Origin of the sequence: Paenibacillus sp. DCT19, from assembly GCF_003268635.1 — a bacterium.
Lineage (GTDB): Bacteria > Bacillota > Bacilli > Paenibacillales > Paenibacillaceae > Paenibacillus.
Genome location: NZ_CP029639.1, coordinates 5,191,244 through 5,207,115, shown reverse-complemented (window position 1 = coordinate 5,207,115; position 15,872 = coordinate 5,191,244). Strand labels below are relative to the sequence as shown.

Annotated in this window: 14 protein-coding genes, 1 tRNA gene and 1 pseudogene; 13 read left to right on the top strand and 3 right to left on the bottom strand. The window is 45.8% G+C overall.

What is annotated here, in order from left to right; all coding sequences use genetic code 11:
- Positions 1-114 precede the first annotated feature (114 nt).
- Positions 115-681 (bottom strand): phosphatidylglycerophosphatase A family protein, encoded by a 567-nt coding sequence (locus DMB88_RS23795; protein WP_128103328.1) that lies wholly within the window; start codon positions 679-681, stop codon positions 115-117.
- 157 nt (positions 682-838) lie between these two features.
- Between DMB88_RS23795 and DMB88_RS23790 the strand changes: the two genes are divergently transcribed.
- The 9 genes and pseudogenes from DMB88_RS23790 to DMB88_RS23750 all read left to right on the top strand — a co-directional run bounded on the left by DMB88_RS23790 (position 839) and on the right by DMB88_RS23750 (position 10,904).
- A complete protein-coding gene (locus tag DMB88_RS23790; RefSeq protein ID WP_128103327.1) occupies positions 839-1,894 on the top strand; it encodes a GerMN domain-containing protein in 1,056 nt (351 codons plus the stop codon).
- 173 nt (positions 1,895-2,067) lie between these two features.
- Positions 2,068-2,826 carry a ribonuclease PH gene (rph, locus tag DMB88_RS23785; RefSeq protein ID WP_056702812.1) on the top strand — a complete coding sequence of 253 codons (759 nt, stop codon included), beginning with the start codon at positions 2,068-2,070 and terminating at the stop codon, positions 2,824-2,826.
- A gap of 2 nt (positions 2,827-2,828) precedes the next feature.
- A pseudogene (locus DMB88_RS23780) lies at positions 2,829-3,451 on the top strand (XTP/dITP diphosphatase).
- Between the two features lie 237 nt (positions 3,452-3,688).
- The gene (locus DMB88_RS23775; protein WP_128103326.1) at positions 3,689-4,531 is read left to right on the top strand and encodes an STM4015 family protein; all 843 of its coding nucleotides are present in this window, start codon (positions 3,689-3,691) and stop codon (positions 4,529-4,531) included.
- A gap of 2 nt (positions 4,532-4,533) precedes the next feature.
- Positions 4,534-5,772, top strand: a complete 1,239-nt coding sequence (locus DMB88_RS23770; RefSeq protein ID WP_254438322.1) for an STM4014 family protein — start codon at positions 4,534-4,536, stop codon at positions 5,770-5,772.
- Positions 5,765-6,550: an STM4013/SEN3800 family hydrolase gene (locus DMB88_RS23765; protein WP_128103325.1), complete on the top strand. Its 786-nt coding sequence runs from the start codon at positions 5,765-5,767 to the stop codon at positions 6,548-6,550. The genes DMB88_RS23770 and DMB88_RS23765 overlap by 8 nt, the downstream gene beginning before the upstream one ends.
- A 94-nt stretch (positions 6,551-6,644) precedes the next feature.
- Complete coding sequence (locus DMB88_RS23760) at positions 6,645-8,021, top strand: STM4012 family radical SAM protein (protein ID WP_128104579.1); 1,377 nt, start codon at positions 6,645-6,647, stop codon at positions 8,019-8,021.
- Positions 8,018-8,881, top strand: a complete 864-nt coding sequence (locus tag DMB88_RS23755; RefSeq protein ID WP_128103324.1) for an STM4011 family radical SAM protein — start codon at positions 8,018-8,020, stop codon at positions 8,879-8,881. The genes DMB88_RS23760 and DMB88_RS23755 overlap by 4 nt, the downstream gene beginning before the upstream one ends.
- 328 nt (positions 8,882-9,209) lie before the next feature.
- Entirely contained in the window at positions 9,210-10,904 is a 1,695-nt protein-coding gene (locus tag DMB88_RS23750) for a methyl-accepting chemotaxis protein (RefSeq protein WP_128103323.1), read from the top strand.
- Between the two features lie 177 nt (positions 10,905-11,081).
- Here the strand turns inward: DMB88_RS23750 and asnB are convergent, their stop codons facing one another.
- Entirely contained in the window at positions 11,082-12,926 is a 1,845-nt protein-coding gene (gene asnB, locus DMB88_RS23745; protein ID WP_128103322.1) for an asparagine synthase (glutamine-hydrolyzing), read from the bottom strand.
- 190 nt (positions 12,927-13,116) lie between these two features.
- On the opposite strand from asnB, the gene DMB88_RS23740 reads away from it, so the two are divergent.
- Both DMB88_RS23740 and DMB88_RS23735 read left to right on the top strand, forming a co-directional pair.
- Entirely contained in the window at positions 13,117-13,416 is a 300-nt protein-coding gene (locus DMB88_RS23740; protein ID WP_128103321.1) for a hypothetical protein, read from the top strand.
- 24 nt (positions 13,417-13,440) lie between these two features.
- On the top strand, positions 13,441-13,797 hold the full coding sequence (locus DMB88_RS23735; protein ID WP_128103320.1) for a hypothetical protein: 357 nt from the start codon (positions 13,441-13,443) through the stop codon (positions 13,795-13,797).
- Between the two features lie 78 nt (positions 13,798-13,875).
- On the opposite strand, the gene DMB88_RS23730 is transcribed toward DMB88_RS23735, so the two are convergent.
- The gene (locus DMB88_RS23730; RefSeq protein WP_056702834.1) at positions 13,876-14,169 is read right to left on the bottom strand and encodes a magnetosome magnetite crystal formation protein family; all 294 of its coding nucleotides are present in this window, start codon (positions 14,167-14,169) and stop codon (positions 13,876-13,878) included.
- A gap of 310 nt (positions 14,170-14,479) precedes the next feature.
- Here DMB88_RS23730 and DMB88_RS23725 point away from each other — a divergent pair.
- Both DMB88_RS23725 and DMB88_RS23720 read left to right on the top strand, forming a co-directional pair.
- A tRNA-Arg gene (locus DMB88_RS23725) sits at positions 14,480-14,553 on the top strand.
- A 326-nt stretch (positions 14,554-14,879) separates the two neighbouring features.
- Positions 14,880-15,653 (top strand): class I SAM-dependent methyltransferase, encoded by a 774-nt coding sequence (locus tag DMB88_RS23720; RefSeq protein WP_128103319.1) that lies wholly within the window; start codon positions 14,880-14,882, stop codon positions 15,651-15,653.
- Positions 15,654-15,872: the final 219 nt, after the last annotated feature.

Here is a 15,872-nt window from a genome sequence, read left to right as displayed (position 1 = left end):
TAGATTAGCTTGAGCGGGAAATATGTGTTTATGACTTAAATGGTGTGTTCAAAAAGGGACGCTGAGATGCCTTCAGGCATCAATAGTAATCAAAAGCGTTTTTATGACAACCTTTTAAATGGCATCATCGCTTACGGGCTTCTCACCAAGCTCTTCTTCGCGCTCGGATTGTTTGCGATGGGCAATACGGCTACTTGCTGCGGATGCAATTGCACCTACAATGTCGTCAAGGAACGTGTGCACAGGGCCCTGGCTCTTATCGTTTAGACGTTCAAGCACCCCTGGCTTCAGCTTGTCCACATACCCGTAATTGGTAAAGCCAATGCTCCCGTATACATTCACGATGGAAAAGGCGAGAATCTCATCGACGCCATACAGCCCCTCATCATTTTCGATCATATCTTGCAAAGGCGCAAGGAGTTGACCTTGCTCTGCCAGCAAGTCGAGTTGAATTCCTGTCAGGACAGCGTTCTGAACCTCACGCTTCTTCAGCACCATCTCCACATTTTCAATACATTCTTCCATGGTAAGGTCTGGGTAATATTTCTTCTGAAGAAACATGACGAGTTCCGCGATCTCAAGGATCGTAACGCCCCGTTTATGTAGCCATTCCCGGGTTGCCTCCGCGACTTTGCGGCTATTGAGGCTATAAGGGATTTTTTCTTGCTCAGAATGTTCCATGGGCGATTCCTCCTCTGATGTTAGCAATGCCACTATTCTTGTCTCCTAATACGTTATTAACCGTTTCAGGTTTCTTTATTATTTTTTAGTTATTTTTTGAACGAAGGCTCGTATACATGGTAGTACAAACTGTAAAAATGATGAGGGGAACGAGATCATGAGTAAGATCCGTAATTTCCGTAAAGCATCAGCAGCTGCACTACTGAGCATACCAATGGTGTTGTCTGGCTGTAGTATGTTTAATGCACAGTCTTCCGAAGCAGTAGATCCACCGCCGCCGATCCAAGAAGCTGCCATGATTCAAGCCGCTGAGGGAAATGGTGTATTGGCTACACTCCCGCTCACTACTGTTTATTTGCAAAATCAGCAGGGATTACTCGCTCCAGTGTCACTGACGCTTCCATCCGGTACGGATATAGGTAGTCCCAAAACGGCACTCGATACATTAGTCACAGGTGGCCCATATGCGGGGATGCTTCCTGAAGGGTTCCAAGGTGTGCTTCCTCAGGGAACTGTCGTGCAGAATGTCACTATTCATGCAGAGGATAAGCTCGCGGTGGTTGAGTTCTCTGGCAATTTTGCCAAGTATGATGCCAAGGATGAGCGCAAATTGCTGGAGGCTGTAACATGGACGTTGACAGGTACACCGGATGTGGAGAACGTGCAGATCTGGGTAGATGGCAAAAAGCTATCACAAATGCCGGTAAACAGCACGCCATTGCCAGAGCCGTTGAACCGGGCTGTAGGTATTAATCTCGACCTGGGCGATAGCTTTACTACGAACAGCAGTCCGGTCACCGTTTATTTCTCAGCCGCATCACCAGCAGGAATTCAGTATTACGTTCCAGTGACACGTCTCGTGACTCCAGAGGGAGACCGGGTACAAGCTGCACTGAACGAACTGATCAAAGGCCCAGCAAAAGGCGGCGAGCTGGAAGAGGTCATGACGGGCGGTACGGAACTGCAATCGGTCAAAACATCAGAAGATGGGACAGTAACCGTTGCACTTAAGGATGATATGTTTACCGAGGGTGATATCGTGCCAAGTGAATTATTGCAATCCGTGGTGCTCACTACGGCAGAAAATACGGTAAGCAAAGATACCAAAGTGCAGATTGAATGGAATGGGCAAAAAACCGTCATGAGTGATGATAATCAGGATTATAGTGCGCCTGTATCTAAGCCAGAGCATATCAATGAAATTCCGATTTAAGCAATCTAGGGATGAGCATATTTACAATCCTTTTAACCTTGAAGCGGCACACGTTGAAGTAACATTCAACGGATATAGGTGCTTTTGCAAGAACTCTTTGGTAAAATAAAAGAGATTAGTGAAAGTGTGATACAGCTCGACATTACAGGATGCTTAAGTCGTAGGAGGCAGAAATGATGAGATCTAACGGACGAAACAGCGAACAGCTGCGGCCGATGAATTTAACAATTAACACGAATAAATACGCCGAAGGTTCTGTACTGATAGAAGTCGGAGATACCAAAGTGATATGTACAGCTACAGTGGAGGAACGTGTTCCTCCCTTTATGAAAGGGCAAGGAAAAGGCTGGGTAACAGCAGAATATTCCATGCTGCCACGTGCAACACACACTCGGAATCAACGTGAAGCTAACCGCGGTAAATTGACTGGACGCACGATGGAAATCCAGCGTCTGATTGGCCGGGCACTGCGTTCGGTTGTTAATTTGCAGGCGCTTGGTGAGCGCACGATTACGCTGGATTGTGATGTGATCCAAGCAGATGGAGGCACGCGTACAACGTCCATCACCGGTTCGTTTGTTGCTTTGGCGCTCGCTGTAAACAAAATTGCACAACAGCACAAACTGCAAGTATTCCCAATCACAGACTTCATTGCAGCGGTAAGTGTGGGTGTTGTAGGTGAACAGCCTGTGCTGGATCTGAATTATGATGAGGACTCCAAAGCTAAAGTTGATATGAACTTGGTCATGACAGGTAGCGGGAAGTACGTAGAATTACAGGGAACAGGTGAAGAAGCTCCGTTCGACCGTCGTGAATTGAATACGATGCTGGAACTAGGTGAGCAAGGGATCCTGGAAATGATTGAGCGGCAAAAAGAAGTGCTTGGACCGATCGCACTCAAAATTGGTGCACGCGGCTTAGGGGAAGCTTAAGCATGAGCTTGGATAGTTCCATTATCATTGTTGCTACTCGTAATCAAGGGAAAGTAAGGGAGTTCGCTCATGCCTTTGCTCCCCTTGGCAAAGAGGTCAAGAGTATGTTTGATTATCCTGAACTACCAGATGTCGTTGAGGATGGCGTAACGTTTGCGGAGAACGCGTGGAAGAAAGCCAAAACCGTAGGTGATGCGCTTGGTCTTCCGGTACTCGCTGACGATTCCGGGTTATGCGTTGATCTATTAGACGGAGATCCAGGAGTATATTCAGCAAGATATGCAGGTGAAGGGGCAACGGATGAGCAGAACAATGCTAAATTGCTGGATGCGCTTGAAACGTTGAAATCTGGGAAGATACAGAGCAACCGTTGCTTAGTCCGGCACGCTTTGTCTGTGCGTTGGTGTTGTATGATCCAGCAACCGGAGATAAGTTTGAGGCGGAAGGCACTGCGGAAGGCTGGATTATGGCTGAAGCAGCAGGTGCTGGTGGCTTTGGATATGATCCACTTTTCTATGTGCCTGAGTACGAGATGACTATGGCTGAATTGACACTTGAACAGAAACAAGCCATCAGTCACCGCGGCCATGCACTTAGAGCACTCGTTTCCAGACTGGCGAATTAAAGAAATCGCATGAATAGTAGGACACGTCATTTTATGCAATGACCATTCTGCTATTCGTGCTTTTTTTGTGCTTTTGATGAGAACGTGAGTTCTTATACCTATGATCACCAATTGGAGTTTTGCACGTTTGAGAATCGAGTTGGGACTAGAGTTGGAAGAAGTTGCAAGCTTCATACGGGATGGGGTAACATTCAAGATAACGACCAATTATTGAACTCAAACGGAGGGGATTGGCTTATGCAGGAAGTGAAGCTTACAGTATCTTATGATGACTATGAGAATGGAATTCGAATTGAGAATTTACTTGAAGAACTTGCCGCTAAACCGGAAAGTCGCACACTCGAAAGTTTGGTCATTGGAGATTGGGGACAAGCCTACGAGACTTCACCTGATGGTTTCATAGCTAAGCTTGTTGAGCTGGCTCCGAATTTTCCGTCGCTGAAGAAATTGTTTATCGGGGATATGGGTTTCGAAGAGTGTGAAGTATCTTGGATTATCCAAACAGATCTAACGCCATTATTAAGAACGTTTCCTCAATTAAAATCGTTCTGGATTAAAGGAAGTAATGACCTTAGTCTGGAACCGTTGGAGCATGCAAACCTAGAAGAACTGGTGATTATTTGTGGGGGCTTACCGAAAAAAGTAATATCCTCCGTTACTCATGCCAATTTACCTGAGCTACGGAAGCTGGAGTTATATTTAGGTGTCGAAGATTATGGCTTCGATGGTTCATTAGAGGATGTAAGCCCGCTGTTTGAACAGGGAAGATTCCCGAAACTCGTGTATCTGGGTCTGAAAGATAGTGAAATTCAGGATGAGATCGCACAGGCAATTGCTGAGGCTCCTATTCTGGATCAACTTGAAGTGTTGGATCTCTCCCAGGGCACTTTATCTGATGCAGGGGCTGAGGCTCTTCTAGCTAGCGACAAGATCAAAAAATTAAAGCATCTGGATCTGAGCTATCACTACATGACCGACGAAATGCTCATTCAATGGAAACGTTCGGGGATCTCTGTCGATGTGAGTGATCAGCAGCAAAGTGATGAGGATGACTGGCGGTATCCGTCCTTGACGGAATAAAGGTGAGCGATCAAGAACGACCTTTTCTGCTTATTGGGAATCCGGATAATCGGCGTACATTTGCTTTGCAGCAAGCGAGATTGAGGCAAGGGTTGAAACCTGCAATGGTATTGTCCTATATTGATTTGCTACATACGTGGAGGCAAGGACGGACACTCAGGGATGCAGTCTCAGAAGTGATCTCACAAGGTGTAGGCCAAGAAGATGCTGACGATTATTCATTCTTCATACGAATGGATGCACCGGGCGAGAACTGGAATGTGGAACGTGAACTCTTGTCTCTGGGTGCGAGCGTATACTCGGCGCTTCATCAGGAAGATCACCGTATGATGGTTCCGCAGGAACAGGCGTTGTTGCTAGAGCAGGAATGGGGGCGGATCTACGCACCTGCTCAATGGTTTGACGGCTGGAAGGCGTGTTTGGAACGAATAGACAAGGAAGTTCAGCAATTCTTCCCATCTGCTCGCTTTCTAAATCATCCTACAGACATCATAACCATGTTTGATAAAAGGCGCTGCCAGCAGCAGTTGTCTGCTAACGGTATAACCGTACCGCCTTCGCTTCAAGCTGATGTTCCGATTCGGAGTTATGGCGAGTTACGTACGGCTATGAAGTCTGAAGGGATGCACCGTATATTTGTTAAACTCGCTTGTGGCTCAGGCGCTTCCGGTGTAGTAGCATATCAGTTCAATCCACGAACGGGTGCTGAGATTGCTATAACAACTGTGGGAATGGAGCGGAATGGGGCAGAAGTGATTTTTTATAATGAAGGTAGCATGCGCAGATATACCCGTACGGAAGAGATTAGAATTCTTTTGGACTGGTTATGTGCGGAAGGAGCACAGATTGAACGCTGGATGGCGAAATCAACCATTGGCTCACGTGTATTTGATGTTCGTCAGCTTGTCGCTGGTGGACAGGTGGGTCACGCAATCGTTCGTCTAAGCAAGACACCGATCACGAACCTTCATTTAAGGAATGATCGTCTGCTGCCTACAGAGGCAGGATTGAAGGATGAACAGATGTTATTAATTCAGAACGCTGCCCAAGCGGCACTGTCTGCATTTCCGAACTCATGGTCTGCGGGAATCGATGTCATGCTCAGTGGAACTGAACCACGTGCTTACGTTCTGGATGTTAACCCGTTTGGGGATCTCTTATATCGGGTACAGCATCATGGGCTGGGTACATATGATTGGCAAATGGAACTTTTACGAAAGGAGCCCGACTACTATGCCTGATATGAACACCATCGTGGGCTCTCATGATCTATTAATGATTACGCTCGATACGTTGAGGTATGACGTGGCCAAATTGGAAGAATCGAATTGTCCCAACTTGTGCGGCACAGGTTCATGGGAGAAACGGCATACGCCCGGCAGCTTCACTTATGCGGCACACCATGCTTTTTTTGGTGGCTTTATGCCAACGCCTGCCAATACGGACAAAGCTTCTCATGTGCGGTTGTTTCATTCCCGGAATACGGGATTGAAGACTCATCCTCATACGTGGCTATTCGACACGCCCGATATCGTGTCTGGGCTTGCGGCTGAGGGATATCGCACAGTATGCATTGGCGGTGTTATTTTTTTTACAAAGAAAAACCCGCTTGCCAAAGTGCTTCCAGGTTATTTCCAGCAGAGCTATTGGCGTATGAACTTTGGAGTGACGAACCCCCGTTCAACCGAGAATCAGGTGCAGCATGCATTGAAACTGCTCAAGCAAATTCCTCCGGAGGAGAAGCTGTTTCTATTCCTGAATGTCTCGGCTATTCATGGTCCGAATCGGTATTTTGTAGAGGGAGCCAGAGAAGACTCCATTGAGACGCAGCGAGCTGCGCTACGTTATGTCGATCAAGCGCTCGGACCGTTATTTGAAGCGATGAGAGAACGTTCTAGGCCGACATTTTGCCTCGCGTTTTCCGATCATGGAACCGCATATGGTGAGGATGGCTATCAAGGACATCGCTTGGCACATGACGTCGTCTGGAACGTGCCGTATCGTGAATTTGTGTTATAGATATAGTGAATATTCAATAAAGTACGACTTTCAGTAGTCGTACTTTAAATTAACCGGAGATAGGAGGAAACCGATGAATCGTCAAGATTACACAATGACAACAGGTCATTCCGTAAAGTCCGGGTCGTCCAATACAGCTACAAGTCTTAGAGAAGTCCTTACATCGCCGTATCGTTCGTATTTGTACTCTTATCCTCATAAGACAGCCTATCGTGAGCTAGATCCACCTATGCCACTCGCACCGTTATGGGAACGTGAGAATACAGATACTTATTTTTTGTATATGCACATCCCGTTTTGTGCAGCACGTTGTGGATTCTGCAACCTGTTTACATTACCAGATCGGAGAGATGATACGCATGAGCGCTATGTGGATGCCTTGGAGCGTCAAGCGAAACAATGGGCACCAATCACTTCGCGTAGACCCTATTCGCGTTTTGCTATCGGTGGAGGAACACCTACGTTATTAAACGAAGTACAGTTAAATCGACTGTTTGATATTGCGGAAAATGTGATGGGTCTTAACCCACAACAAGCCTCCATCTCAGTAGAGACATCTCCCGATACGGTAACAGATGCCAAGCTTGCCATTATGAAGGGGCGAAGTGTCGATCGTGTGAGTATGGGTATCCAGAGCTTCATTGAAGCAGAGGCTTCAGCGATCTATCGCCCGCAGAAACCGCAGGAAGTGGAGCGAGCTCTCGAAAAGCTAACAAAATATGATTTTCCACTATTGAATCTGGATCTAATCTATGGTCTACCTGGACAGACCGTTGAATCATGGCTGTATTCGCTGGAACGTGTCCTTGCATATGAACCGGGTGAGATTTTCATATATCCACTTTATACGCGAGAGAATACGATTGTGAAACCGGATGATATAGAGCGCCAGGGGCCGGACATTCGGATGGAGCTATACAGAGCGGCACGGGAGACCTTGAAGAATCGCGGATATGTGCAGTATTCCATGCGCAGATTTGCCAAGGAGCAATCCTCTACGGGAGCGAAGGTACTTTTACCTTATAGCTGTCAGGAGGAAGGCATGGTTGGACTTGGTTGCGGGGCTCGCTCATATACAAGCGAAGTGCACTATGCTTCGAAGTACGGGGTTAGTTATAAAGCGACGCAGAGCATCATAGCAGATTATGTGGCTACGGAGCGATATGATGTGGCTGACTATGGGATTGTGCTGAGTCATGAGGAGCAGAAGCGGAGATTCATTCTCAAAGCGCTTCTTCACCGAGAGGGCTTAGCGTTACAGGATTATGATCAGCGATTTGGAACAAATGTGATGTCCGATTACAGCTGGCTTGGTGAATTGCTGACCGAAGGAATGGCGGAGCTTAAGACGGAAATGGGTGTGGAATTCTTACGTTTGACAGAAGAAGGGCTAGGGTACTCGGATGCCATTGGAGATTGGTTAATATCATCCGAAATCCGTGAACAAATGGAAGGGTTTGTATTCTCATGAGAGCCACCTTATATTATCGCGGCAAGCTGTCATCTTGTAACTACGACTGCCCCTATTGTCCGTTCAGTAAAACGGTAGATTCCAAAGAGACGCTGGCGCTGGACGAACAGCAACTACGTCAATTTGTAAACTGGGTGAGAGAACAGGAGGGTACAGGAGACCAATTTTCCATTTTCTTTAATCCGTATGGAGAAGCATTGGTTCGGCGTTGGTACCGTGAAGCGATGGTAGAGCTATCCCATATGCCTCATGTAGATAAAATTGCTGTGCAGACCAATCTATCTGTCAAACTGGATTGGGCTCGAGAACTTAACAAGCACAAAGCGGCATTCTGGGCAACATATCATCCGCGTGAAACGAAAGAGTCTTCCTTTGTGAAACAGTGTATGACTTTGCGAGAAATGAGCATTGGATTCAGTGTAGGCACGGTGGGATTACGTAGCGCCTTCCCTGCTATTCAATCGATGAGGGAGCATCTACCGAGCGATGTGTATATGTGGGTCAATGCCTTCAAGGATCGCCCCAAGTATTACACCCCAGAGGAAATTCAGTTTTTGCGGCAGATTGACCCGCTTTTTGAAGGTAATCTGCAGGATTATGACAGCTTGGGCAAGCGTTGTGCGGCTGGTTCTAATGTGTTTTATGTGCAAGGGTCAGGACATGTAAAGAGATGTTACAAAGATCGCCGGATCATTGGACATTTGTATCGCGATGGTTTAGAAGCTTTGGCGGCAGACCGTCCTTGTAGCATGAAGAAATGTGGTTGTTATATTGGCTACATTCATATGGAAGATTCACCGTTTAGAGACATTTTCGGCACCGGACTTCTTGAGCGAAATCCAGAGTTGATCCACCGTTAAGATCATGATTGGCACTCATTTATAAGACTAAAGACTTTATTTCAGCCGGGCAAGCTGAGTAAAGTCTTTTTTATTTAGGTCTAAAGTTTCAAAGTTTTAAAATTTGGATATAAGTTGTGTAGTATAATGTCGAATTCGTCTCAATAAATATGAAATATAGTATAGATTGATACTAAAGACCTAATTGTTGTGTGTGAGTATGCTAACAAAATTAAATTATCGCAATTTATTTATCCAGTTCTGCACTGAAAGGAGGATAGAGGTGATTTAGTCAGGCTTAATACATATGGAGACTAGCAAGGCATTTTAAGCAGGCGGGGGAAAAGACATGAAGAGAATATCCATTAGCGTGAAACTTTTGTTGAGTTTTTTGACAGTGCTTACATTATTGGCTGCCGTGGTTGTAATTTCGTATATGCAATTTATCTCCGTTGAGCGAACGTTTACGGATTTAATTAACGAGCGAACATCCAAACTGTTAACGGTCAAAAACATGGTCATTGATGTGAAGTCCCAGCAGGTGGAATTAAGAAACTTCATAACACAAGAAAATGATCAGAGCGAGCAAGCGTTTACATCATACTATGAGGATTATCATAAATTAAGTGAAGAGTTACGAGCAAATAGCACAACTCAAACGATGATCGACCTGTTGGATCGCTCGGATCGCACTGCAGAGGAATATTATGCATTTGGTCAAGATGTGATTGAGTCCAAGAAGCAAGGTAGAACTAGCGAGATGACAAGCTTAATGTTGGAAAAGGGGCCTTCACTCGTTGCTGGATTTGAGGAAATCGTCACCGCTATGGAAGCGCATCAGCAGAATTCGCTCAACACAGGTATTGTCAATGCCAATGCACTCATTCAACAAACTCTCCGGTTGATCGTTATTATCGGGATCGCCTCTATTGTACTGGGGACAGTTGTTGCATTGGTGATGGGGCGAATGATTTCCAAACCCGTTGCCAAAGTAGCCCATGCGGCAAGCCGGATTGCCGATGGAGATCTGACAGGTGAAGCCATTGTTGTTCGTAACCGGGATGAAATAGGAGATATGGCTCAATCCTTCAACAAGATGGTGGATAACCTACGTCTTCTAATTCATCAAGTAGGTAACAATGCGGATCGGGTGGCTGCATCATCCGAAGAGCTAACAGCTAGTACAGAGCAGACCGCCTCAGCGACGGAGCAGGTTGCTGTAACGATGGAGGAAATTGCAACAGGAATGGATACGCAGGTGAACATGGTTGGAGATGGATTCCAGACGATCACTGAATTGTCGAAGGGTTTTCAACAGATGACTGTGAACACACAGAATATGTCGGATGAAGCAACTCGTGCATCAGCCAGAACAGTGCATGGTAATGAGGCCGTTCAATCTGCTGTTGGGCAAATGAACTCGATACATGAGACTGTGCGAACACTTTCTACAGTCATTGAAGAGTTGGGTAAACATTCTCAGGAGATTGGAACCATGGTGGAGAGTATATCCGAAATCTCAGCGCAAACAAATCTGCTATCTCTCAATGCGGCGATTGAAGCGGCAAGAGCTGGTGAGCATGGTCGTGGGTTCGAGGTCGTTGCTAGCGAGGTACGGAAGCTATCGGATCAATCGGCAAAATCTGCTGAACAGATTAGCGTACTTGTTGCTGCGATCCGTACGGGGATGGATAACGCAGCGCAGTCTATGGACAATGTGAATACCGAGGTTCAAGAAGGGATAGAGCTTGTTCATAAAGCAGGCGGTACCTTTGAGGAGATTCGCGAAGCGGTGAGCAATGTTGCGGGTCAAACTCAGGAGGTGTCTGCATCTATTGAGCAAATGGCTGCGGGCGTGGAGCAGATTAATGTGTCCATGCAAACCATTATGGAAGTGACGGAGAATGCGGCTGCAGGAACGGAAGAGGTTAGCGCGACCTCGGAGGAACAATTATCCGCGATGCAGGAGATTGCTTCGGCGGCGAATGACCTATCGTCTATGGCGGAAGAATTGCAGCAGTCTATTAATCGTTTCAAAGTGTGATGGGATGGATGAGATATTATAAAAGAAAATGGATACTACGTTTTGCGTTCGAGATTAGGTTCATTGGCTTCATTCGTTTGCAGCAGTAAGCTCTAAAACAGTAAAAGGGTGTCTGGTAAACAACGATTCTGTTGTTTCACCAGGCACCTTTTTTACGCATGAGCAATCCTTGAAGCTTTAACGAATCGCCACGTTATACGTCCGTAGCCAAGAGTTGATCTGAGTTAGATAAGCAAACAATTGTGGGCCGGACATTAATTGCCCGAACCATGGCAGGTTCGAAGCTGCATCTGGTGAAGAGGCGAGTTTGCGAATTTGCGCTTTGTCGATTAAAGGCAATATTGGAGAGCTGGCATCGTCCAGAATCTCAAGCACTTGTTGTTTGACTGCAGCCAAATATTCAGGATTATGTGTTTTGGGATAAGGACTCTTTTTACGGTATAAAACATCGTCTGGCAGTACGCCTTCGAGTGCTTTACGGAGGATTCCCTTTTCTCTACCACCAGTTATTTTCATTTCCCAGGGAATGTTAAATACGTATTGAATCAGGCGATGATCGCAGTAAGGTACACGCACTTCCAGTCCTGCGCCCATACTCATTCGATCTTTACGATCAAGCAGTGTAGGCATGAATCGCGTGATATTAAGATAGGACATCACCCGCATCTGAGCAGCTTTACCTGTTTCACCAGCGAGTAAAGGTACTTCAGCTACAGCGTCGGAATAGCGGTCCGCAAGATAGTCCAGTGGCCGAATCCATTCGCGTACATCTGGGGATAGCAATCCCGCTCGCATATCTGGAGCAACGGACCAAGGGAACGTACCTGAATTAAGCATTTCATCCCGATGGAACCATGGATATCCTCCAAAAACTTCATCTGCAGCTTCTCCTGAGATAGCTACGGTGGCTCCTTTCTTGATTTCTTTACAGAACAAATAGAGCGAGGAATCCACATCCGCCATACCTGGTAAATCACGTACAAGCATTGCTTGAGTCAGAGCCTTTACGAGCTCACCGTTCTCAATCTCAATCCAGTGATGATCTGTTTTCAGTTCGTCTACCATACGTTGTATCCAAGGGCCGTCAGCACCGGGCTGGAAGGAATGAGCCTGAAAGTGCTTCGCGTTATCGACATAATCAACCGAATATGTGCTCACTTGGCCTTGACCGGTCCGATTGTAATAGTCTACTGCGAGTGCTGACAGAGCACTGGAATCGAGACCTCCGGATAAGAGAGAACATACCGGAACATCAGAGGCGAGTTGGCGCTCCAAGGTATCTTGTAACAAACGACGTACTTCGGCCGCTGTTGCGTCTAGATCATGCTCATGGGGTACGCTTTCCAGCTTCCAATAAGGGTAGGTTCGGATTCCGTTCCTGTTGAAGATAAGTGCATGAGCAGGTTTCAGTTCGTGAAGAGAAGAGTACACGCCGTGTCCCGGTGTCCGCGCAGGGCCAACAATAAATACTTCTGCCAGCCCTTCCGGCCCTACAGCAGCTTCTACATCTGGATGATGCAATAGTGATTTGGGCTCAGAGCCGAACACGAGAGCATCTTTTTCATTGCTGTAAAAAAGAGGTTTGACGCCAAGCCGGTCTCTCGCCATAAATACCTGCTCGCGTCCGCCGTCCCAGATAGCAAAAGCAAATATGCCGTTAAACCGGTCAACACAAGCCGGTCCCCATTCGATGTAAGAGGCGAGCAATACTTCTGTATCACATTGCGTGCGGAAGTGATGCCCACGCTGAAGCAGTTCCTTTTTAAGTTCGGGAGCATTGTATAGTTCTCCGTTATACACAACGGTATAGGAGGTGTCTCCTTGTAACGCATGCATCGGCTGAGCTCCGTTCTCTGGATCCATTACGCTGAGTCGCCGATGTCCAAAAGCACAAGGATTGGAAATCCATGTACCTGAAGCGTCAGGTCCTCGGTTCGACAAACTGTCCGTCATTCGGACCAGCAGCTCCGATTCCTGGGTCAAATCCCGATTCCACTGTATGAAGCCGGTTATACCGCACATGGTTGTTCATCCTTTCTTAGTCGAGTCGTTGATCTGAGTGGTGTTTGCAGAGCTAAGCTCTGCCAATATGTTCGTTTCCGTCAGAGTTCGTAACAAATATATGCCGAAAGTAGGCATAAAATGTCTGTCCTCTTCGGAAACTACCTCTAGGGATAACAGCCTCAAGCATGCTGTGAAGGAGAGAATTGTGATGGAAGGTACCACCTATTATGTATCCGTGGTTGGGCGTTCCGTGTTGCCTGATCAGCACACTTCAACCTATGAGTGGGTCATTCAGGCGACACCTCAGGAGGCTGAGCATTTAAGAGGGCTTCTTCAACTGATGCAGGAAAAAGAAGAAGAGGCCTTTCCGGGAATGGTGTTCCCTTGGCCTGATACTCCTGAGGAGTCTGTGAACCGTGCCTACGAAGAAGTATTACAGCGAGTGTATCGGGAAATTTATCAGTTAGGAACACCGGAAACCCGTTCTGTCATTGAACAAAGTACATGAATGAACAAAGGAGCGCGATAAGGAATGTATGCAATTCAGGATGCTAAAATACGTAGATTAACCGAAGTAGATGGATTGGCTTGTGCTGAAGTGGAGGTGCAACCTGGAAACGCAGGAGATCCTTCTTTACTTGTATATGTAGCTGCAACTGCTCCAACGAACACATTGGAGATTGTACGAGTTGTCCGTAACCACTCAGATGCTGTTCTGGATTGGTACAATAATAATATGCATACTGCCTTTGAAGATGCTACTGAAACGGCATTTGAAAATAGTGAAGGGAGGACTGCGTTAGAAGACAAAGCCAAATTTCAAAGTGAATTGTTTGCATTTGGCTTGCTCGGTCCCACGTTACAAAGGTATTTAGTTGGTCAAGCTTAATCTGGATGGAATACAGCAAAAAACCCGCTGAGTTTAGCGGGTTTTCGTGCTATCTACGAGCCATATGGCATAGGTAGTTCAGGCATATTCACGCAGTACTTGAATTCCCTTGAACACATTGTACACAAAGCTCAGGCCGTAAATAATAAAGAATAGAATGACAAATCCAAAAGCCGAAGCGACGCTCTGGGCAGTCACGAAAAAGTAAATCAAAGGAATTGCCGCTATGAAGGGGAATATGTGTGAAAATAAAGCTCGCTTGGCGTGCCCCTCAATATAACGATCCCGTGCAACAATCCACACAATGATTGGGAACAGGAAAGGGGCAAAGAAGATGCTAAAGTAGGATAATGCGGATAGTAACTGTCTCATATCGGATCTCTCCTTTATTCGTTTCATCATAAGTATGTATGCAAAAGATTACCCATTAGGTCAGGTCACAAACCGATCTTACGGTTATTTCATTAGATGTGGGGCTTGATATCCATAGTGCCCGCTTTTTGCCATCATATTCGCTAGTTTAATTGCACATGTGTTATTTATTGTGAAGACAAAGTGGAGTGTGTTAAACGAGTTGTTTGAAGCATTAATGATGAAAATTATTAATTTTTTCATAAAAGTATTGAAAAATATTGAAATGAGCGTATAATAGAGATCACGCGGTATTTTTTAATACATATTTGTCTCAGTAGCTCAGCAGGATAGAGCAACGGCCTTCTAAGCCGTCGGTCGGGGGTTCGAATCCCTCCTGGGACGTAAGCAAAAGACTTCCTTCGGGGAGTTTTTTTTGCGTTCAAGGGATGAGAACCCCGGCGGTTCGTCGGAGCATGGGCATCGTTAGGATTACTTCGCAGTCTCGACTAAAAGGAGAGTATCCCTCCTGGGACGTAAGAAAAAAAGACTTCCTTCGGGAAGTTTTTTGCGTCCAAGGGATGAGAACCCCAATGGTTCGTCGGAGCATAGGCTTCGTTAGGATTTTGTTATAGTTATTACCTATCATATATATAATATTTATATATTTTATTAATAAGATGTTTTGTGCCACAATACATGTATCAACGATGAAAGCGTAGGTGGTACAGATGCAGTCATTGAATCAATGGAAGGCAGATGAATACGACAATAAACTGGCTTTTGTTTCGGGGTACGGCAAAAATCTCATTTCGTGGCTACAGCCTAAGAAGGGGGAATATATATTAGACTTGGGCTGTGGAACAGGAGATCTAACACATGAGATATCTTTGTGCGAGGTTGAGATAGTTGGTATTGATGCGTCCTCAGATATGATTCGGCGTGCGCGTGATAAATATCCCCATCTGGAATTTAAGGCAGGGGACGGTCATTATTTTGAGACAAACCGGCTTTTTGATGCCATCTTCTCTAATGCCGCTCTACATTGGATGCGTGATCCCGAGCTTGTGGTCAGCAGCATATGGAATGCTTTGAAGCCTGGAGGTCGTTTTGTGGCTGAGTTTGGCGGGAAAGGTAACGTTGATATTATTGTTCATGCACTGGAAGAAGTGATGGAGCGTAGCACAGGTATGGATGCATCTGCTAGAAATCCGTGGTATTTTCCAACGATCGGAGAATATAGCTCTCTTTTGGAGAAGCAGGGATTTATGGTGCGACAGGCCTATCATTATGACCGACCTACTAAGCTATCCGATGGAGAACAGGGAATCGAGGGTTGGTTGTCCCAATTTGGGGGCGATTATTTTCAAGGGCTAGATACAAAGCAGATCCAGGAGATATGTCTCGAAACAAGCAAACGCGTTGTGCCGCAGCTCTGGAAAGAAGATGCGATCTATGCTGATTATAAACGTTTACGGGTGGAAGCGGTGAAACCTGTTATTTAGATAACAAAGGCAATTAAGTTGTTATGTGAATTAAAATGAATTAGGGACAACCTTAGCAAGTCAAACCTTTGTGTGGATTGTGCATTACAATGACCAGGGATCAGAATCCTCTTTCATAGAGGTTTTTGATCCTTTATTTGATTGGTCCTACTCGGCATGGAATGATATCGACAAAAAATGCAATTTTAATGTTTTTTAGGTACATAAGAACCATATAAG